The following is a 20580-nucleotide window of genomic DNA, read 5'->3' on the forward strand; positions in this document are numbered from 1 at the left end:
GCCGGGAAGCTGGAGCGCAGCACTTCAATCGCCTTCTTGGTCTTGGAAACCTTACCCTGCACGTCAGAGACCAGGTGAATCACGTGGCTGAACTTTTCGCATTCCATGTACTTGGTCGTTTCCACCGTACCGGCTTCGCAGACGCGGCCCAGGTCGTTACGGGCCAGGTCCACGAGCATCAGGTGTTCGGCGCGTTCCTTCGGGTCGCCCTTCAGGTTCTTCATCAAGGCTTCATCTTCGGCATCATCCTTGCCGCGGCGGCGGGTACCAGCAATTGGGTGAATCGTCGCAATGCCTTCACGCACGCGTACCAAGCTCTCCGGCGAGGCGCCGATAAACTGGTGCGTACCGTAATCCAGGAAGAACATGTACGGAGACGGGTTCACTGTGCGGAGCCTGCGGTAAATGTCGAGCGCCGCGATGTCGCTTGCAAACTGGATGCGGCGAGAAGGTACCGCCTGCACAATGTTGCCAGCAATGATATGCTTCTGCAATGCTTCGACCTTTTCCACGTATTCCTTGCGGGACTGTTCCAGGTCGGTCATCGTAATGCCCTTGCCGTACTGCTGTTCGGGAGCGAGGTAACTGAAGTCGAGGTCGGCGAGGCGGGCCTTCACCTTTTCGATGGCGGCCTTCAAATCAATCTGGTGTTCTTCGTAGTTCAGGGCGAACAGGTGAAGTTTTTCGGTAAAGTGGTCGAACACGATGTAGATGTGGCCCACCAGGAATTCCGCTTCGGGAATGTTGAGTTCATCGACCTGCGGGGCGAGGCGGATGGTATCGCAGCGGGCACAGAATTCGTAGCCTAGGTAGCCCACGCCCGAAGAGGGAATAGGAATCTGGTTAGGCGGCACCGTGTTTTCGGCAGAAATCAGCGTGAGGGCGTCGAGAATGTCGCCTTCGCCTTCCTTGAGGAAGGTGCTTTCCTTGCCGTCGATGATGATACTCACGTCCTTCTCGTTCTGACGCAGACGGAAACCCTCGTCCACCATCAAGGTAGAGTAGCGGCTTCGGCCGTGCGAGAAACTCGCGGATTCAAAGATGGCCTTCGCACCGAGCTTCTTGCCGAGCGAAAACGGGGTGTAACGTTCGCCCGGGAGCGCCACGTAGATGCTGTCGGTACGCGGCTCGTAGCCAGGCTGTTGGGTGATGTGGTTGGCCGGTTTGTTCGGCGACTTTGATGTGTTGGTCATTTTATCCTCTGGTTTAAAATCCTTTTCCTAGTGTTTTTGTGGACAAAGGCTTTGGTCCCGGAGGATTTCAATGATTTTGGTAAAAGAGAAAGGCCTCCGTGAGTCCGGAAGCCTTTGCTTAAAATCTTGGGTGATTTGCGACAAATACCGGGCTCTATGTCAGAGTCCGCGCCACCAACGACGGTTGAGAGTTGCACTTGTTGCGTAAATCATCATGACCCAAAAATATCAATCAGATAATCGGTTGGCAAGAGGTCGTTCAAAAAAAATCGCTTTTTTTTGAAAACTATACCTTGTCCGCGCGGCCTCCAAATTCAAAGCCGGCCTCTTCAATTGCCTTTTTTAGAATAGAATCGTCAACTTCGCCCGTTATGACGACTCTCTTTTGGGCAACATCCGCCTCTGCGGCAATAACGCCGTCCAGGACCATGGCGGCCTTCTCGACGCAGGACTTGCAGTGGCTGCAGCTCATGCCATATATATTATATACAGTTCTCGGATGGGAGTCGTCATGGTCGTGGTCGTCTTCGTGGAGGCCGCAACCGCATTCGTCGCAGCCGCACTCACCGCAGCCGCATTCGCCACAGCCGCAGTGACCTCCCTTGTGCGAGATCCTTGCGTAAACCATCAGGAGGGCGAGCAACGCCGCGCAGGCATAGTCGAATATTCCGAGAGCGCCGTGCCCGTGGCATTCGGCGGAACCGTGCGGGAGCATGGTGCCGAGGAACGTGTCCATCATGAAGGCGTCGATGATGAATCCGAAAACGAGTGCCCCGAGCGCTATGGAGGAGAGGTAGGCGAACAGCGTTCTCTTGCCGAAGGCCTTGCCGACGACGAGCATGCTGGCGATACTTGTGGCAGGACCCGCCATCAGCAGGACGAGGGCCGCTCCCGGGGTAATTCCCTTTTCCACGAGGGCGAGCGCAAGCGGGATGGAGCCTGTCGCGCAGGTGTACATGGGCATGGCAAGTACAAGAACGACGATCATGCAGAGCAACGGGTATTCATGCAGGAAAAGGAAAAAGTCGTCGGGAACAAATGCCGCTATGAGCGCCCCGAGCAGGAGCCCGATGCAAAGCCACTTGCTGACATTGCCCACCATGTCGACAAAGCCGTAATCCAGGGTCTCGCGGACCTTTTGGCCGAAGGTCTCGGCTCCGTGCCCGTGCTCGTCGTGGTCGCAGTCGCAATGGTCGTGTCCGCAGTCTCCGTGATGTTCGTGTTTTTCGTGGTCGTGGCGGTCGTGTTTGACGGCGACGGCGATGCCCGTGTCCTTTTCCTTGCGGGTAACCAGGTTGGTAAGCACTCCTCCGAACAGGGCTGTCACGAAGGCCGCGATGGGACGCAGCAGCGCGAAAGGCCCGCCCAGCAGGGAATAGGTTGCCAAGATGGAATCGACTCCTGTCGCGGGCGTGGAAATCAGGAAGCTGACGCTGGCACCCTTGCTTGCACCTTCACGCCGGAGCGCGATGGACGTGGGGATCACTCCGCAGCTGCATATCGGGAGCGGAACTCCGAAGAGGGCTGCCCACAGGGTCGACTTGAAATTCGGCTTTGCAATCTTGGGGATGTACAGGTGGTTGGGAATCCACACGTGGAGAATTCCCGCAAGCAGGAATCCAAGGAGCAGGAACGGGGCCATTTCGGAAAACAGCGTGACGAACTGCAAGAGGAACTTTTCGAGAATTTCAAAAAAAGACTGCATTTTACTTGCCCTTCTTCTTGTGGAGGATGTGGGTGAGCCCCGTATTGAAAATCATCCCGATGTGGTCGTCGTCCAGCGAGTAGAACATCTTCCGTCCGTCGCGTCGCGGCTTCACCAGGTTCGCGGTCCTGAGGATGCGCAACTGGTGGCTGACGACGGACTGTTCCAGGCTCAGTTTCTCGGCAATCTCGTTGACCGAGTTTTCGCCCGAAAGCAGGATCTGGATGATGCGGATTCGCGTGGTGTCGCCGAAAAACTTGAAGAATTCCGACAGTTCGAACAGTGTCTCGGTGGAGACGTCTTGGTCTGCGATGTATGAACAAGTATTCATGTTTTCATATATAGCAAAAGGAGGAAATCTTGTCAAGAGGGGCTTTTTGCGGTCCTTTTTCCGGCTTTTTTCAATAACCACTACCCGCTATCTTACTATTTTTATGGCGAAAAAGGGCTCCGGGAAACTCCCTGGGCAGCTTGTTTTCGTGTTTAACTTGTAATCGGCCTGCGTAGTCGGGTCGCAAAAAATGAAGGAAATATGGCAAATCGTGTTGTAATCGGTTCCCAGTGGGGTGATGAAGGTAAGGCCAAGATTGTGGATTTCTTGACGCTCGATGCGGACATTATTGTCCGTTTCCAGGGCGGGGCGAATGCCGGCCATACCGTCGAGGTGGGCGACCAGAAGTTCGTTTTCCACCTGATTCCCTCGGGCATCATGCATCCGGACAAGATTTGCGTGATTGGTAATGGCGTGGTGCTGGACCCGATTCAGACTCTCGCCGAAATTGCCGACCTGCACACCAAGGGTATCAATCCGGAAGGCCGCCTGTTCATCGCAAACAACGCCCACGTGGTGCTCCCGTACCATTCTACGCTCGACAAGGCCAAGGAAAAGAAGGCGGGCAAGGCTGCCATCGGCACGACTGGCCGCGGTATCGGCCCCTGCTACAGCGACAAGGTGAACCGCATCGGCGTGCGCGTGGGCGACCTGATGGACGAACGTGAACTGCGCCCGCGTGTCGAGGCCATGGCGAAGGTCCACAACGAAGAATTCAAGGTCATGTACGATGTTCCCGAAATCGACCCCGAAGAGGTCATCAAGGATTACCTGGAACTTGGCCAGAAGATCAAGCCGTTCGTAATCGACGTGAGCGAGTTCCTCTACAAGTCCGTCAAGGCGGGCAAGCGTCTGGTGTTCGAAGGTGCCCAGGGCACTATCCTCGACGTGGACCAGGGAACCTACCCGTTCGTGACCTCCAGCAATACGGTTTCGGGTTACGCCAGCTGCGGTGCCGGTATCGGTCCCACCGCCTTGGACGAAGTTTGGGGCGTGGTCAAGGCTTATACGACCCGCGTGGGTAATGGCCCCTTCCCGACAGAACTTTTGGACGAAACGGGCGACACGCTTCGCAAGATCGGTAATGAATACGGTGCCACGACAGGCCGTAACCGCCGCTGTGGCTGGTTCGACGCCCCGGTGGTCCGCAAGGCTGCCGTCGTGAACGGCCTGACGCACCTCGCCATCACCAAGCTCGACGTGCTCGACACGTTCGACACGATCAAAATTTGCACGCACTACGAGTGCGATGGCGAGAAGCTAGACTTTATCCCGAACCAGCTTTCCAAGGTCGGACGTTGCACGCCGGTCTACGAAGAAATGCCTGGTTGGAAGCAAGATACTACCAAGTGCCGCAGCTATGACGAACTTCCGGAGAATGCAAAGAAGTATTTGCAGCGGATGGCCGAACTTGTTGACGTGAAAATTGGTATGATTTCTATTGGCGCCAAGCGAGACCAGAGCATCGTCATCGACGCGGGCCTCGCCAAAGGGTTGAAACTCTAAAAAAAATAAAAGGAAGGAATGAGAATATGGACGCTAACATCGTAGGACTGCTGAAGGGCGTTGAGCTCTTTTCGGAGCTGAACGAAGAACAGCTGGGGATGCTTGCCGACTTGGTGGTGGCCCAGAATTTCAATCGTGACGAAACCGTGGTGCTGGAAGGGGACGACTCGGTTCAGGCATTGTATCTTATTGCCTCCGGATCAGTCCAGGTCTACATGACGGGAGTCGATGGACGCGAAACTATTCTCAGTTTCCTGGAACGCGGGGACTTCTTCGGCGAAATGTCCCTGATCGATGGCGAACCGAGGTCTGCTTCGGTGCGTACCGTCACCGATGCCCAGCTCCTGATTATCCACCGTGAATCTTTCTTGCGCCTTATTCGCCAGTCCCCGGAAATCGCCATGGGACTCCTGAGCGAGATGAGCAAGCGTCTCCGCAAGGCCAACCGCCAAATCGGTTCCCTTTCGACCATGTCTGTAAGCGGCCGTGTGGCCGGTACCCTCCTCAATCTGATGGAAGAACGCGGTATCCGCATTCATACGGACGGCGGCAAGATGGTGACGGTCATCCACAATCGTCCCACGCAGCAGCAGTTGGCGGACATGTCGGGTACGACCCGCGAGACGGTCAGCCGTATCTGCTCACTCCTGGTCCGTACCGGGGCCATTGCGATGACCGGCAAGGATATCGTCATCTTTGACGAGGGCGCCTTGCAGGAACGCGCGACGAAGGGATAGGACTCAATAACTATATCATGAATAAACTGAAGAATCTTCTGAACAAGCTCCTGGCGTGGGGTAAGACTTCGCCGGTAGTTAAGGCAGCCTGCATTTGGCTGGTGGCGCTGGTTTTCTTTGTCTTTTTCGTAGACAAGCTTTTGATGCCGATTTTCGCCGGAGAGTTTTCCAGTACGGGGCCGGTCCCGAACCTGGAAGGCATGACCCAGGAAGCGGCGGAATCTGCATTGACCGAGGCTGGGTTCAAGTTTGAATGGGTCGAAGAAGGCCGTTACAGTTCCCAGGTTCCTGCCGGGATGGTGCTTGTCCAGATGCCGGCCGCAGGCCGGACCGCGAAACTGGGTAGGACCGTCAAGCTGACCAAGAGTCTTGGACTCCGCGAAGTGAAGATTCCCGACTTGCGTGGCAAGAGCCAGAAACAGGCCGAAATTTCTCTTTCCCGTGCGGGCCTTGTCCGTGGCGAAATCGTGAAGGGCGCGCACCAGAGCATTCCGCGTGGCGTGGTCATCCGCACCATTCCGCTGGCCGGAAAAATGGCGCGTATCGGCGACACGGTGAAGGTCGTCATCTCTGCGGGCGTTACGACAGGAAAGGTCCTGCTTCCCGATTTTTCGGGACAGGTCATAGACAATGTGTATCCGAGATTGGAAAAGCTCGGATTCAAGGTGGGTGACATTAAACGAGTCAAGGGTGAAAACGGCGAACCTCCCGGCACGGTGCTTGAAACGGCTCCCCGCTATGGCGACTACCTGCCGCAAGATACAGAAATTGATTTTGTCATAGCGGACTAGGATTGTTATGACGCGGTTTATGGGATTCCTCTACCTGGTGCTTGTACCGGTGCTGTGCCTTGTGGCTTGCAGCTCGGCTCCCCATAAACAGGAAAATGCATCTTCCGCCCAACTGACTGCGGTGGATTCTGCCGTTATCAAGGCCGTCATCGAAAAGCAGGATTCCCTGCACAACGTGGACGTTGCGCACGAATCGTTTATCCGCGCCCAGGAAATGGAACTCCGCGGGGAAAAGCAACTGGCCGAAGTCTTTTGGCAGCGAGCCTACGATGCCGATCCCGGAAGCCGTTATCTGGCCTTTGCCGTGGCGAGCCGCCTGTTTGCCCACGGGAACGATTCTGCGGCGCTTGCCATTGCCAGGAAGGCCGTCAACTATAAGGGCCGTGTGCTGTCGAACCAGCTGGAATTGCTGGCGAAACTCTACGTGAGGGAAGGTGTCGCGGATTCCGCCCGCAAGTATTTTAAGGCGGCGCTGGATTCTTCGCACAACCAGGACATGACCTTGCTGTACGATTACAGCCTTTTCCTGGAAGCCGTGCAGGACAAGAAGGAACTGGTGACCGTTTACGACGCCCTGCTCCCGCAGACCAATTACATCCAGTCGCTGTTTGCCAGGCAGCTGAACCTCCTCCTGGAACTGGGACGTGATTCGGCAATCGTGGATCTTTTTGCGAAGGCCTATGACGCTCTTGGCGACAAGGAACTTCTTTCGAAGATGGTGCAGGGGCTCGCCATGCAGAAACGCAACAAGGAAGTCCGCGCCATCGCCGATACGGTTACCGGTTCTACGGAACAGGACGAGACGATTGTCAATACGGCCTTGCTCACGTACAACGAAAAGGAACGCGAAGCCGCCTTGGCTTTTTTGAAGAAAAAAGTCCATGTAGACAATATGCGCACGCCGGTGATGCTCTATTACCTGGGCAGTTACGAATTCGCCATGGGAGAAAAGGATAGCGCGAAGGTCCACCTGGGCGAAGTCTACCTCAAACTCGAAAAGACTCCCGCTTATGCGGCGCAGGCCTGCCGTGCGCTTTCGGGGATTGCCTTTGCCGAAAACAAGAAGTCCGAGGGGCTGCGCTATGCTGAACTTGCCGATTCCCTGCAACTTGGCGGTGACAAGGATTTCTTGGCCATGGCCTATGGCTATGCGGGCGTCTACGAAAAGGCATACGAACTTCTGGATTCGATGATGGGTGTGTGGAGCCGCTGGAGCCCGATGGCGGGTGTCGCCGACTCGGCGACGGTGGCGATGATGCGCAAGAAGGCGGCGCGCGCCCACAGGCAGTTGCAACATTCCTATGCGCAAATCCTGGTGATGGAAGCGCGCGGCATTGAAGCAGATGGCAAGGCTGATTCCGTGAGGCTTCTCCGGGCGAAGGATGCCCGTACCCGAGCGGAGCTTTTCTGGGAAAGCATGCTGATTGCGGATTCTACCGACATGTTTGTCCGCTACATGATGGCGATGAACCTGGAACGTCTTGAGCGCTACGACGAATCTTTCCAGATGTTCGAACTGCTGTTGCGCAATGCTCCGCGGGCGATTCTCGACTGGTCCGAAGTCATGAACTACTATGGCTATTCGCTTATCGATTTGAACCGTTCTCCCGAAGATGTGGAGAAGGGCCTGATGCTTGTGACGAAGGCTCTCGAACTGGATGGCGGAGACCCGCCTAACGATGCCTACCTCGATTCCAAGGCCTGGGGACTCTATCGCAAGGGGCTCTACGAAGAAGCCCTCGCCACGCTCCGGCTTATCAAGGATAAGCATCTGGAAGGGGATTATGTTTATTGGGAACATCTCGCCGCAATCCAGGCTGCGCTAGGCAATAGGTCCGAAGCGCTCAAGGCCTACAAGAAGGTCTTGAGGTTGCGCCCCAACCATGCTGCCGCCAGGGAATTCCTGCGCAAGAAAAAGTAGGCGCCGATGATGGTCTCGTTTCGTCTTGTAAAGTTGCTGGCCTTGCTTGTTTTTGTCGGCATGCTGCTTTCCGGCTGTGCCGGCAAGAAAGCTCCGGTGGATGTCTCCGCCGCATCTCAAGATTCGCCGGCCGCCGTCCGCGACAGCCTCCGCGCAAAATTCGTGATGACGATTGTCGACAGCCTGGGCAAGGAACAGGAACTGGACGCGGTCCTTTTCTCGGTGCCTGGCCAGCGTTATCGCATGGAACTCACCGGACCCATGGGAATTGGGGTCGCTTCGCTTTTATGGACAACTGAAAAATGGGACGTGGTGTTCCCGACCGAAAAGATATATGTCGAGGGAGTCGGCTATATGGTCGGCCTGATTGGCGACAATACCATCCCGATGGTGCCGATCCACCAGGTGGCGGATTTGTTCGACGGGATCTTGATTCCGCAAAACGGGACGGTGATGTCCGAATCCGATTCTGCCGGGTTCCATGTCGTTCGCGAAAAGTCTTCGACGGGAATGGTCTATGCCTACGGCAAGAAAGACGGGAATGTCGAGTGGTTTATGCGCGGCGGTCGTGACGGCAAGCCCGAAGTGTTGCGGTTCTCCGGATTCAAGGAATTCGAAGGTGTCCGGACGCCCGAAACCATCGTGTTCGAGCGTGACGGGAAGATGTTCCTGAAGATTCGGATAAAAAAAGTGGCCCGCAACAAGACGTTCAGCCCCGGAACCTGGCACTTGAATATCCCCAAAAGCTATAAGCGCATCGGAGCCTAGTGCGTTCTCGGAGCCTTTTTTTGTAGATTGAGAAGAGTATGAAACGTTTTGAACTGGCTTTTCTGATTTTTGCGCTGGCCGCTTTTTTTGCCCCGTCCGCCTTCGCGGTCGATTCGCTAGAAGTGTTCGTGTTGCGCGTGCAGTTTGCCGAAGAAAAGACCGACAACTCCCTTACGACAGGAAAGGGTACTTTCGGTACGGTTCCCGACAAGAACTACGGCTTGGATCCGACAAAGCATGGCGGCTCGGTGTCCTACTGGGAAAAGCATTTGCAGTTTGCCGACGCCTACTATCGCGCCGCCAGTGGTGGAAAACTCGCTATCAAGGCCAGGGTGTTCCCGATATACACGCTCAAGAAGCAGATTATCGATTACAACAGGACGACCAAGATGGATGGCGAGAAGACCGCGGAGTTCGACGAAGCCCGTAGCCGCGATTACTTGACTTTCGTTTACGATGCCATTGCCGCCGCGGCCTCTGCCGATACGTCGAAGGACTCCCCGTTCCGTATTCCGCTTTCGAAAAATCCGAACGTGAAGCGCACCTATATGATTGTGCATGCCGGCGCGAGCCGCCTTGTAGACGGCGGCAGCATGGGTACGGATAACGCCGATACTCCGGGCGATTTTATGGATGTCTATATTTCACGGGACGCCTGGGAATACCTGATGCCCGATTCTGCCAAGAATAGCGCCGTGAAACCGGCTTTCGGCGTGAACGAAATGGGAAAATCCGTGGTGAACGGTCTCCTGATTCCGGGCTCCGTGTTGGATACGCTCCGCTCCGTGATGGTGGTGAGCGAGACGGCCTCGCAGGACGGCCTCAACTGGGGTGTGAACGGGATCGTGGTGAACCAGATTGGCCGTGAACTGGGACTCCCGAATACTTATGACGTAGTGAAGGGCATTTCTCGCCTCGGATACTTTGACGGCATGGACTTTGCCGGTTACAATGCGGGGAATGGATTCATGCCTTCGCTCCCTGCCGCCTGGGGACGTGCCTACATGGGCTGGTCGCAGGTAAAGGAAGTCCGTCCCGTGGCCGGTAAGCCGGTGACGGTGGATATTGCCGCGGCGGGTAGCGGTCTCGGTACAGAAATCGTGAAGGTTCCCCTGAGCGCGAGCGAGTACTTGCTGATTGAAAACCGCCAGCGTAGCTGGAACAAGGACGGCAAGGTAAGCGTCGTTCTCGGTTCGGCCGACGAGGATCCGGATACGACGATGCGGACGGTCCCGGTAGATAGCCTGAGCAAGGTTTTCGAGGACAGTACCTGTAACGCCAAGGGAAAGTGCGAGTTGAACAAGAAGAAGGCGAAGGGCCTGATTCTTGGGGCCGATTCGTACGATGCCGGGCTCCCCTCGAGCGGTATTGCCGTATGGCGCGTAAATGAATGGTATCTGCGCGAGACTCTCGAATACGGGATTGCGAATTTCTGGGGCGGCGATACTTTGCGCGACCACCAGTTCGGCATTGCGATGGTTGAGGCCGACGGAGTCCTTTCTATCGGAAAAACGTTCCAGAATGCCCTGGGCCAGGATACGTACGATTACGGCTCGGGAACGGACTTGCTGCCGCATGTGCGCGTTCCCGTTGATGGAACCAAGCAGAAGTTCGATACGGTGAAGACGATCGCCCCGACGGGATATGCCAACACCAGGACGACGCAGGGCGGCTATACGGGAATCAAGATTTCAGTGGCCGTGCCTAAGGATGCCCGCAAGGAAAAGACTTCGAACGCGTTCATGGGCGACAGCGTGGTGAATTTTGCGTCTACGGTTATCAGCGTCACGATAAGCGTCGATGACGGTAGTATTGAAGGGAGCAAGTTCCCGCGCAACGTGGGCCTTGCCTCTGCCGTGCGCGGCGCAGTGTTTGTCGACGATTCCGAAAACGCGGGAGAAAAGCTCCTGGTCGTGGGTGCTGCAGATGGAACGCTGCAGGCGTTCAGCGCCCTTGGCGATACGGTCTTTGCTGCCGATACGGTCGTGAAGCAGAAAGTGCTTACGGCGAAAGAATCGCTACAAGAAGTGCCGCTCTACCGCGTGGGGGCGAGCTTTGGCCCGCTCCTTGGCATGGCTAGCGACGGGAAGAACGTGTTCACGCTGCACAAGAAAAAGTTTGTACGGACTTCTTTTGCAGGAGGCGTCCCCGTGCAAGAAGATACCGACGTGGATTCCGCTGTTGTCGGGCCCATGGTTATCGGCGAAGAAGTCTGGTTTGCCGAAAAGGACAAGTTGCGCCACGGCAACCTCTGGCAAAAGATGCCGGAAGGTTTTGTCGCCCAGGATATGGCCTATTGTGCCGGCAAGGATGACGGAAGCTTTGTCGCCTTGGTGGGCAAGGAAGGCCGTCTTGTACTGGTGCAAAACAGCTCGATATATAGCTACAGGTTCGGTGGAGAAGATCCTTACTTTAGGGTTGCCTGCACGGACCTGGACCGCGATGGCGTCGATGACGTCGTGATGTTGGGAAGTCGCGGCACCGCGATGGCGGTCAAGACATCCATAGTAAAGGAAAAGGGGCAGAAGCCCGTGTGGACCAAGACGTACAAGCGCGGTGCCGCGGGTACGAGCGGACTCAAGGACGAAACTTCTGGTATCGCGATAGGCGATGTCAATGGCGACGGCTATCCTGAAATCGTATTCCTGGGCGACAACCTGGTGTATGCCCTTGACCGTTTCGGTTTGCCGCTTGGCGGATTCCCGGTGATGATTTCCCGTGGCACCCCGATTTACGGATTCTTTAGCGACCCGGTTCTTGTCGATGTGACGGGTGACGATACTCCGGAGATTCTCGTACCGAGCAACGACGGGCTCGTTTACGCCTATACCGGCAAGGGCAAGCCTGTTTCTGGCGGGTTCCCGCTGGCGGCCGGCAGTTTTGAATACGTCGATTCCACAAAGGCGCTGCAGCCCATGAGCATCTTTGTGACCGATGCGGTTTCGGGCAAGAAATCGGCAGGGCCGGAACTTTACGCATTGCATCGCCAGAGTGTCGCAGCCTTCCGCCTGAACAAGGCTAGCGGCAATGCGGCGGAATCGCCTGCGGCTTGGACGCTCCCGGCCGGCGGTAACGAACGTACCGGCTATTTCGATGCTTCCAAACTTAGCGAAGTCAAGAAATCCGCCGCCAAGGACGAAATCACGGAATTCTTCATGTTCCCGAATCCGGTGCGCGGCGGCAATGCGAAGGCGCGTTTCGAAATCGGTGCCCAGGCGCAATACGCCATGCTCGAGATATACGACATTACGGGTCTGTGCGTATTCCGTGCCAAGTTGGAAAAGCCTGTGGCCGGCCGCAACCAGTTTGAACATCTCGACCTGAAAAAGCTCGGTAGCGATGTCTACACGGCCCGTCTCAAGGTGAAGTTCGATAGCGGCAAGACAAAGCAGAAGATGTACCGCATTGGCGTGGTGAGATAAATACGGCGCTTGGAACTAGGAATTTGGAACGGTATGGATAGACTTGCGTACAAATTAGCCATCTTGACCATGGGATTAGCCCTCTTTTTTGCGTTTTCCGCCTGTACCGCTAGCGGGGAGCAAGAGGACATTTCGCCCACGGCTCCGGATTCGGCTTCTGGCGGCAGGGGAGGGAACTCCAGCGCTGTCGAAAATTCAAGCGCCAACGACGATCCGGGCAGTTCCAGCAGCCAAAAAGAAATGGACGCTGTAGACAGTGCCATTGCGGCTGTCATTTTTTATAACGTTCCTGCGACGACGATCAAGAAGGGCGGGGTTTCGTATTCCGTAGACAAATTCCTGGTGTCGACAACGGAAGTTACCCAGGGACTCTACTCGAAATTGATGGGGAATATGCCTACCCAGAGCAATAATGGCGACGATTTTCCGATTGAAAATGTCAACTGGTTCCAGGCGGCGCTTTTCTGCAATGAATTTTCCAAGAGAGCGGGCTATGACACGGCCTATGTCTATACGTCTGTTGGCGAAAATAGTTCCCTTGCGAATCTCACGATAGATTATTCTGTAGCGGCGATGAGACTCCCGACCGAAATGGAATGGGAAATTGCGGCACATGCCGGAACTTCGACAACGTATTATTGGGGAACTGCCGAAGCTTCTAAATACGCTTATTACGGACAAAGTAAAGGTCCTACCAGGGTGGCGCAGTTTGTTCCGAATGATTACAATCTCTACGATATGGCAGGCAATGTGGCCGAATGGGTCGACGACTGGTATGCGAACTATGCATCAACGTCCATGTCGAATCCGACCGGTCCGGAAAACGGCAGTTACCGTGTCGTTCGCGGTGGCGGCTGGAGCGACCCCATCAAGGATTGCGCTCCGGATACCCGGGATAAGAAGGACCCTAAGTACAAGTCCTCTACAGTAGGTTTCCGCATCGTCTATTCTGAAGGATTCTAGGAATCCTTTCCCCGTAAGCCCGTTTCGTTTTTTTACATTTGTAGCATGAAGAAGATTTTCTTGATTGCAGTGTCTTGCTGCGTTTTTTTTGTAGGTTGTTCCAAGGAAGAATCGAAGCCGCTTCCGCCTCTGGAGAAGGTGGCTCTTCCCGAAAGTGTCATTGGTATGTATTCCGGAAAACTCCCGTGCGATAATTGCAAGGCGCGAATGGTGCGCCTGGTGCTTGCCGAAGACAGCAGTGTTACGGCGGTACAGACCGTTGTCACGGATTCCATGAAGACGGATACGCTGCGGGGATCGTTCTCCATGAACGGGGATGTCCTTACCCTTTCGCTTTCGGAAGGCTCTGTGAACATGAAGTTCAAGCGGGATTCCCTGGGTAACATGGCCTTGCTGACTGGCGCCGGTACCGTGTACGAAGATGCCGACGGCATGAAGTTCGATATGATTCGCATCCTTGTTCCCATGAAAAAGCCGGCTCAGCCCGCAACCGATTCTGCAGAGGGAAAATAATGCCTTGCAAAGTCCTTGTCGTAGATGATGAACCGCTGGCCCGCATGCGCATCAAGTCGCTGCTGGAACCCTATGCTTCGGAGTTCGAGGTCGTGGGCGAGGCGGGCTCGGGTGCCCAGGCTCTGGAAAAAATCCGCGAGCTTGATCCGGATGTTGTTTTCCTCGATATCCAGATGCCGGACATGGATGCCTTCGAAGTGCTCAAGAATGTGGGCGAAGACGACATGCCCCTGATCGTGTTTACGACGGCCTACGAGAACTTTGCGCTGCGTGCCTACGAGGAGAATACGGTCGATTACCTGCTCAAGCCGGTCGACCCGGAGCGTCTGGAAAATACCATCGAGAAGCTTCGCCGCAACCTTTCGAACTTCTCGGCGCAGCAGCAGATTCCCGAGGACTTCTCGTGGGAACGTTTCCGCGAAATGATCAGTGCGCGCGGTTCGTACCTGCAGCGCATCCAGGTGAAAATCGGTGACCGCATCCTGCTGATAAATGTGGACGAAATCATCCGCTTCCAGAGCGAAGAGAAATATACGACTGTCTATACGCTGACCGGACAGCATCTTATCGATACCCCGCTTGTGGACCTGGAAAAGAAACTGGATCCGCGCCAGTTCGTGCGCATCCACCGGGCCCACCTGGTGGCCATTGACTATATCGCCGAAATACGCAAGTCCGACATGAGTCGCCTGATGGTGGTGCTTCGCGACAAGAATCGAACCCAGTTGCTGGTGAGCAGAAACTTTGTCAAGACGGTCCGCAGTCTTTAGTTACGGTTTTTTATGAATCAGTCTACGAAAACATTTTCGGTAAAGAAGTTTTTGAAATCCCTTGCCCGGGAAATCATCGTGCCTATCGCACTTGCCTTGGTGGTGATTCAGTACGTAATCCAGGCTTTCCAGATTCCCAGCGGTTCCATGGAAGATTCCCTCTTGACGGGAGACTTTTTGCTGGGCCTTAAGTTTACTTATGGTTCGCCGATTCCGTTCAGCAACCAGAAGTTCCCCGGCTACGCTTACCCCGTGCCGGGCGATGTCGTGATTTTCCGCTATCCCGGTGAACCCGAATATCCGGACAACAACCCGCAGCGCTATACGCACCTGTTCAATGCGTTGATGTTCGGTAATTTCTACTGGGACCATGAACCCGAAGACGGCCAGCCGCATCTGGTGCACTATCCGGACGGCCCGAAGGACTATATCAAGCGCTGTGTCGCCGCGAGCGGCGATACGATTGCTGTCCATGGTGGCCGCCTCTACGTGAACGGGACGCGCCTCGATACGGTTCCCGGACTGGGCAAGTGGACGGCCTCAATGCGCACGAATTCTCCGCGCGACGAACTCGAGACATTTGTCCTCCCGTCTGTCGGCGATACGCTGTATGTAGACTCCCTGTCGCTTTCTCGTCTCTGGTGGCTCCGTTCCATTGTCGCGCAAGAGAATCCGGATTCCCATGTGGAGCTGAACTTGAACCTCCTGCAGGATGGCGTCGAGAACAATGGGTACGATTTCGAAGATTTCCGCATGCCTGTCGAAAATGACCGCGGCATGGCCCTCAACGCACTTTTCACGAGAAACCGCATGGTAATCCAGAAGGCGCTTACGCAGGGCGATACCGTTTCGGGCGCGATGAATTTCGGATACTTCAAGCAGCTGTCGTCCATCGGATTCTTGCCGCTGATCGATCCTCACGAAAAAGGCGGCTTGACCCGCAAGGTGAGTTACGTGAGTTTCGAGGCGTCCCTGCTGCAGGATTTGGAAGGCAATGTCGCGCGCTTGAATGCCGAGGCTGCAGAACCTGTTGTTGCGGACAGCTCCTTAGAAAACGCTACGGATAGCACGGCGGTCTCTGTCGACAGCTCGAGCGTCGCGGAATCCCGGCCGAAGTTCGAAATCCGCCGGACACTGTTGCTCGATGGCAAGCCGATAGACTATTACGTGGTCAAGTCCCCGCAGTTCTTCATGATGGGCGACAACCGCGACAATTCCGCCGATAGCCGCTACTGGGGAACGGTGACATTGCGCAACATCCGTGCCAAGGCTTTCGTGATATATTTCTCCTTCGAAAACGAAGACCAAAAATTTTCTATGGGGAATCCCTTCACCTGGTGGAGAATTCCCTTCCGTATCCGTTGGACTCGCATAGGCAAGATTATTCCCTTGATTGATTGATGAAGAATCGTTCTTTGGCATTTTTGACGCTCGGTTGCCTGCTGCTTGCATGTGCGGTATTCTTTGCGTGTGCGACCCAGGTGGCGCCCGGTGGCGGTCCCGAAGACAAGTTGCCTCCGCGCGTGGCGGCGGTTTACCCGGCGCCCATGACCACGAACCATCCGAACGAACTGTTCGTGAAACTGGAATTCGACGAGTGGATTAACGCGAGCATCCCGCGCAGTGCCGTTTCGATTTCTCCTCCGATAGAGAAGAAGATGAAGTTCGAAGTCAGCGGCAGGACCCTGGAGCTGACGTCCCGTGCGGTACTCGACGAAAATACGACCTACACGATTACGTTTGCTGGCGGTATCAAGGACTTGCACGGAAACGCGCTGGCGACGCCCTTTACCATCGTGTTCTCCACGGGCGCAGAAATAGACTCCCTCACGCTGAACGGGCGCATCTTGGTAAACGACACCATGATCCGCAAGTCGCTTTTCCCGAGCATTGGCCTGTACCTGATGGGCGCAGAACGCGAAGGCAGGAAATATCTTGAAAAGTTCCGCGATTCGGTGACGAAAGCCCTGGATTCCCTGCCGATGCTCGCGAAGGAACCTCCGCTGTTCATTACGCGTGCCGACAGCGTTGGCAATTTCAAACTGACTGGACTTAAACCCGGCCGCTACCGCGTTGTCGCCTTTGTCGATGCGAACGGCAACCAGCGCCTGGAACCTTCGCTGGAACTGGCGGGCGTGTGGACGCAGGATCTTGTCCTGGATTCCACGACGAAGGATACCATCTGGGTGCCGCTGGCTGACCACGATACGAGCCACTTGGAACTGGAATCGGTTTCGCAGCCCTATGCGAACGTCCTGGAAGCCTCTTTCACGCGCCGCGTCTATTTTGATTCCGCCTTTGCCGATACCAGTAACTGCAGCCTCACTTCGCCGGAAGGCAAGGTCATGCATCCGCAATATGTCTACCTGGGTGCGACTACCGACAAGCCGCAGTTCTATTTCAAGACCGCTCCCAAGAAAGAGACACTTTACAAGTTCTCTTGCAAGTCGGCCAAGGATTCCCTGTTCCGTACCCTGGATACGCTTCGCAACGAGGTGGAATGGGAATGGGCAGAAAGAAAGGCCGATACGCTGGATCCCGAAATCGCGAGTACGAAAGTCGTTTCCCGTTCGAAGGCTGTTTTCCCGAACGATTCCGTCTTTATCGCCTACAACAAGCCGGCTCTCGATTCTCTCAAGGAAACGTTCTATGTGGTGACGAACAAGGATACGGCCAAGGTGCAGGTGGTTCGTGTGGACCCGATCCGCTTTGCCGTCCAGAACGAAACGCCTTGGCCGACCGATGCGAAAATCAAGGTGCTGATGGGATACATGGATACGACGCTTGCCCGTGCCGACAGCAACGGGGTGCGCGATACGGTGGTGGAACTGAAGTACAAGCAGCTGCTGCAATTCGAAACGGTGGCCAAGCTCAAGTTGGCTAGCCTGGCCGGAAAGATTCCCGGCGCGAACGAAAAGGCCTATGTGCGTCTGAAGTCCCTGGAAACGTCGTCTTATTACTACGCGACTTGCAAGAACGACGGCAGCTTTACTTTTGAAAACTTGGTAGAAGGCAACTACTTCGTGGATTACTACTATCCTGAAGAGGGCCGTAAAGAACCTGACGCAGGAAGCTTGGAACCGTTCCGGTTTGGCTCTTCCTGGCGTGCTCCGAACGATACGGTGAAGATTGCGAACGGGGCGAACGATCTTGAAAAATTGGTGCAGAATCTACCTGCGCTGAAATAGGAATGGGAGGATGATGCTATGGTGAAAGTCCCTGACTTCGTTGCGATTGACCTGGAAACGACTGGTCTTGATTTTGAAAAGGACGAAATTATTGAAGTGGCCCTGGTGCGTTTTGCCGGCGGCAAGGCTACGGAATCTGTCGACTTCTTGGTGAAGCCGGCCGCTGCGGAACTGCGCCCGTTTATCGAATCCCTTACCGGAATCAGCAAGGCGGATTTGGAAGGCTGCGAAGACTTCGCCTCCGTGGCCGGGAAGATTTGTTCCTTCATCGGGGATTCCCCGCTGGTGGCGCACAATGCGAATGTCGATTCCAAGTTCCTCAAGCAGTCGCTGGGCAAGGTGGGCATTGCCTATGACGATCATGTGTTCTGGGATTCGCTGACGCTGTCCCGAATCGCATACCAGGATGTTCCCAATCACCGCCTGGATACTCTTGTGCAGACTCTCGGTATTGAACGTAGCCGTGCGCACCGCGCCCTGCCCGATGCCGAAGCTTGTGGCAGCCTCTTCGTGATGGCGCTTGAAAAGATTGGGCAGATGGATTCTTGGCTTGCCGACGCCTTGGTTCGCGTTTCTGCCGGAACGGACATGGAATCCCTTTTCGGCCACGCCAATTCGGAAAAGCCTTTTGAATCGCCCAAGTATGCGCTTCCCGAAGTGAGTCCGGATGTCGGCCCGCTTTCTAGCATGGCCGTGCCGCGCGTGAGCGAGTTCTTCAAGGAAGGCGGGTTCCTTTCGATGTGCATGGAAGATTTCAAGCCACGCGAGGGCCAGACGGAATTCGCCTCGGTCGTGGAACGCAACATGCACAAGGGCGGGCTGTGCGTTATGGAAGCGCCGACAGGCTCCGGAAAGACTCTGGCCTACCTGGTTTCTGCGGCGAACAAGGCCGTTTCCGGTGAACGTGTCGTCATCAGTACGGCGACGCGCGCCCTCCAGGAACAGCTCTGGAACCGCGATATCCCGCTCCTTGCCAAGGTGTTCAACGGATTCCTGAAGCCGGCGGTTCTCAAGGGCCGCGACAACTATATCTGTCTCCGCAAGTTCGAACAGATTTTGCAGTCGCATTCCAATCTGCTTTTGCCCGAAGAAGTGGATTCGTTCATGGCTCTTGTTCCCTGGATTCTCCGTACAGAGACGGGCGATATCAATGAATGCAGTGCGTTCAACCATACCAGGAACAGGGTGCTTTGGTCCAAGCTTTCGAGCAATGCCTCCTCATGTCAGGGGGAATTCTGCCCGCACTATGCGAACTGCCCGGCACTGTGCGCCAAGCGCCGCGCGATGGCGTCGAATCTCGTCTTGGTGAACCATTCGCTTTTCCTTGCCGACCTTTCTTTGGACTTTGCGCTGCTCCCCGCTTACGAACACATCGTGTTCGACGAAGCGCACCGACTGCCCGAAATCAGCAGCCAGGCTTTCGGCCGTACGATTTCGTTCTTCAGTTTCCGCAACGTGGCGAAGACCTTGGTGCCGAGCAAGGGCAAGCGTGACGGCCTGATTGCCGAAATGCAGTCTCACTTGGCGGCAGACGATGCCGCCCACAGGGAAGAATGCGAACAGCTGATCTTTGACCTGGCCGAAACGGAAAAAGCCTTGCACCGCTTCTTCATGAAGATAGGGAAGAAGACGGTGAAGAACAAGAACGGCAAGAGCGGTCTTACGTATGTAAACGGAATTCTTGCGGAATACGACGTGGACCCGAAGGGCGTCTTCGAACAGTTCGAAATCATGAAGACCCGTGCCGAGAAGCTCTTTGGCGCCCTTGCCTGCTACGAGCAGATCCGCGGGCTGCTGAAGGACGCCTACGGCTGTATCGAGGAACTCAACCGCTTTATCCAGGACTTTGAATTCCTGGTCAAGGCGGGCCGCAAGGACTGGGTGTTCTTCCTGGAAGAACCCTTCAACCCGCATACCCTCAAGATGCACGCCTACCCGCTCCACTGCGGCAGCACCTGGAGGACCAAGTTCTATCCGTGGATTAAGTCTGCGACGTTTACATCGGCGACACTTGCCGTGCAGGGCGACTTGTCTTATTTCGTGAAGAAGATGAGCATGAACACCCTTGTCGGCGGCAAGCGTCCGTTCTTGCGCGTCTTCGCCGAAAGCGAAACGCAGGAGCCCCGCCGCAAGATCATGATTTCCCGTTATCTGCCGAAGCCGTCGGATCCCGAATACGGCTCGGCGCTGAACGACTGCCTCATGAAGGTGCTTCCCGAGGTGGAAGAAAATACGCTCGTGCTCTTTACGAGCATCGCGCAGATGATGAAGACGCAGCTTGCGCTTGCTCCGGTCTTTGCAGAAAAGGGAAAGCTGCTCCTGTGCCAGCATGTGGACGGCGCCCTGGACGGTCTCGTGTCCATGTTCCGCTCGTCGAGAGGCGCTTGCCTTCTCGGTTGCCAGAGCCTGTGGGAAGGAGTCGATTTCCCGGGAGATGCATTGAAGCTGCTCGTGATAACGAAGCTCCCGTTCCCGAATCCGTCCGATCCGCTTGTGGCTGGAGTTTCTGCGGAGATGAAGGAACGTGGCGAAAACACGTTCAAGGATTTCTTTGTGCCCGAAGCATACATGGAAATGCGTCAGGGTCTTGGCAGGCTCTTGCGTAGCGAAGAAGATTCCGGCAAGGTGTTGATTCTCGATAACCGCATCGTGAAGGAACCCTATGGCAAGTCGTTTGCGCGGATATGGAACTTCAAACACCGCCAGGCGAATTCCGTAGCGGACATCCTGGGCTTTGTAAAGTAGACGCCTGCGAAAATAATTACTAAATTT

The 20580-nt window shown here is 55.4% G+C and carries 15 protein-coding genes; 12 read left to right on the forward strand and 3 right to left on the reverse strand.

Translation table 11 applies throughout. From position 1 onward, the window contains the following. The 3 genes from B3M32_RS02800 to B3M32_RS02810 all read right to left on the reverse strand — a co-directional run. Nucleotides 1–1193, reverse strand: a 1193-nt coding sequence (locus tag B3M32_RS02800) for an anthranilate synthase component I family protein (protein ID WP_290743455.1), incomplete at its 3' end; no start/stop codon positions are given. Nucleotides 1194–1479: 286 nt separating this feature from the next. Then, nucleotides 1480–2898, reverse strand: a complete 1419-nt coding sequence (locus tag B3M32_RS02805) for an SO_0444 family Cu/Zn efflux transporter (protein WP_290743456.1) — start codon at nucleotides 2896–2898, stop codon at nucleotides 1480–1482. Between the two features lies 1 nt (nucleotide 2899). Next, the gene (locus B3M32_RS02810; RefSeq protein ID WP_290743457.1) at nucleotides 2900–3229 is read right to left on the reverse strand and encodes an ArsR/SmtB family transcription factor; all 330 of its coding nucleotides are present in this window, start codon (nucleotides 3227–3229) and stop codon (nucleotides 2900–2902) included. Nucleotides 3230–3430: 201 nt separating this feature from the next. Here B3M32_RS02810 and B3M32_RS02815 point away from each other — a divergent pair, with 201 nt between their 5' ends. Genes B3M32_RS02815 through B3M32_RS02870 form a run of 12 tightly spaced genes read left to right on the forward strand, consistent with a single transcriptional unit; the run spans nucleotide 3431 to nucleotide 20553 of the window. Then, the gene (locus tag B3M32_RS02815; protein ID WP_290743458.1) at nucleotides 3431–4735 is read left to right on the forward strand and encodes an adenylosuccinate synthase; all 1305 of its coding nucleotides are present in this window, start codon (nucleotides 3431–3433) and stop codon (nucleotides 4733–4735) included. A 26-nt stretch (nucleotides 4736–4761) separates the two neighbouring features. Further along, a complete protein-coding gene (locus tag B3M32_RS02820; RefSeq protein ID WP_290743459.1) occupies nucleotides 4762–5472 on the forward strand; it encodes a Crp/Fnr family transcriptional regulator in 711 nt (236 codons plus the stop codon). A 17-nt stretch (nucleotides 5473–5489) separates the two neighbouring features. Next, entirely contained in the window at nucleotides 5490–6263 is a 774-nt protein-coding gene (locus tag B3M32_RS02825; protein ID WP_290743460.1) for a PASTA domain-containing protein, read from the forward strand. Between the two features lie 7 nt (nucleotides 6264–6270). Further along, nucleotides 6271–8184, forward strand: coding sequence for a tetratricopeptide repeat protein (locus B3M32_RS02830; RefSeq protein WP_290743461.1), 1914 nt, complete (start codon nucleotides 6271–6273; stop codon nucleotides 8182–8184). Nucleotides 8185–8190: 6 nt separating this feature from the next. Beyond that, entirely contained in the window at nucleotides 8191–8952 is a 762-nt protein-coding gene (locus B3M32_RS02835) for a hypothetical protein (protein ID WP_290743462.1), read from the forward strand. Between the two features lie 38 nt (nucleotides 8953–8990). Beyond that, nucleotides 8991–12374 carry an FG-GAP repeat domain-containing protein gene (locus B3M32_RS02840; RefSeq protein WP_290743463.1) on the forward strand — a complete coding sequence of 1128 codons (3384 nt, stop codon included), beginning with the start codon at nucleotides 8991–8993 and terminating at the stop codon, nucleotides 12372–12374. A 33-nt stretch (nucleotides 12375–12407) separates the two neighbouring features. Then, nucleotides 12408–13337, forward strand: coding sequence for a formylglycine-generating enzyme family protein (locus tag B3M32_RS02845; RefSeq protein ID WP_290743464.1), 930 nt, complete (start codon nucleotides 12408–12410; stop codon nucleotides 13335–13337). Between the two features lie 45 nt (nucleotides 13338–13382). Then, nucleotides 13383–13850: a copper resistance protein NlpE N-terminal domain-containing protein gene (locus B3M32_RS02850; protein WP_290743466.1), complete on the forward strand. Its 468-nt coding sequence runs from the start codon at nucleotides 13383–13385 to the stop codon at nucleotides 13848–13850. Then, on the forward strand, nucleotides 13850–14620 hold the full coding sequence (locus B3M32_RS02855; protein WP_290743467.1) for a LytR/AlgR family response regulator transcription factor: 771 nt from the start codon (nucleotides 13850–13852) through the stop codon (nucleotides 14618–14620). Before B3M32_RS02850 ends, B3M32_RS02855 begins: the two co-directional genes overlap by 1 nt. Before the next feature lie 12 nt (nucleotides 14621–14632). Further along, nucleotides 14633–16021 (forward strand): signal peptidase I, encoded by a 1389-nt coding sequence (lepB, locus tag B3M32_RS02860; protein ID WP_290743468.1) that lies wholly within the window; start codon nucleotides 14633–14635, stop codon nucleotides 16019–16021. After that, on the forward strand, nucleotides 16021–17808 hold the full coding sequence (locus B3M32_RS02865) for an Ig-like domain-containing domain (protein WP_290743469.1): 1788 nt from the start codon (nucleotides 16021–16023) through the stop codon (nucleotides 17806–17808). Before lepB ends, B3M32_RS02865 begins: the two co-directional genes overlap by 1 nt. Before the next feature lie 18 nt (nucleotides 17809–17826). Further along, the gene (locus B3M32_RS02870; protein WP_290743470.1) at nucleotides 17827–20553 is read left to right on the forward strand and encodes a helicase C-terminal domain-containing protein; all 2727 of its coding nucleotides are present in this window, start codon (nucleotides 17827–17829) and stop codon (nucleotides 20551–20553) included. Nucleotides 20554–20580: the final 27 nt, after the last annotated feature.

The sequence above is a fragment of the Fibrobacter sp. UBA4309 genome (assembly GCF_002395745.1).
Lineage (GTDB): Bacteria > Fibrobacterota > Fibrobacteria > Fibrobacterales > Fibrobacteraceae > Fibrobacter.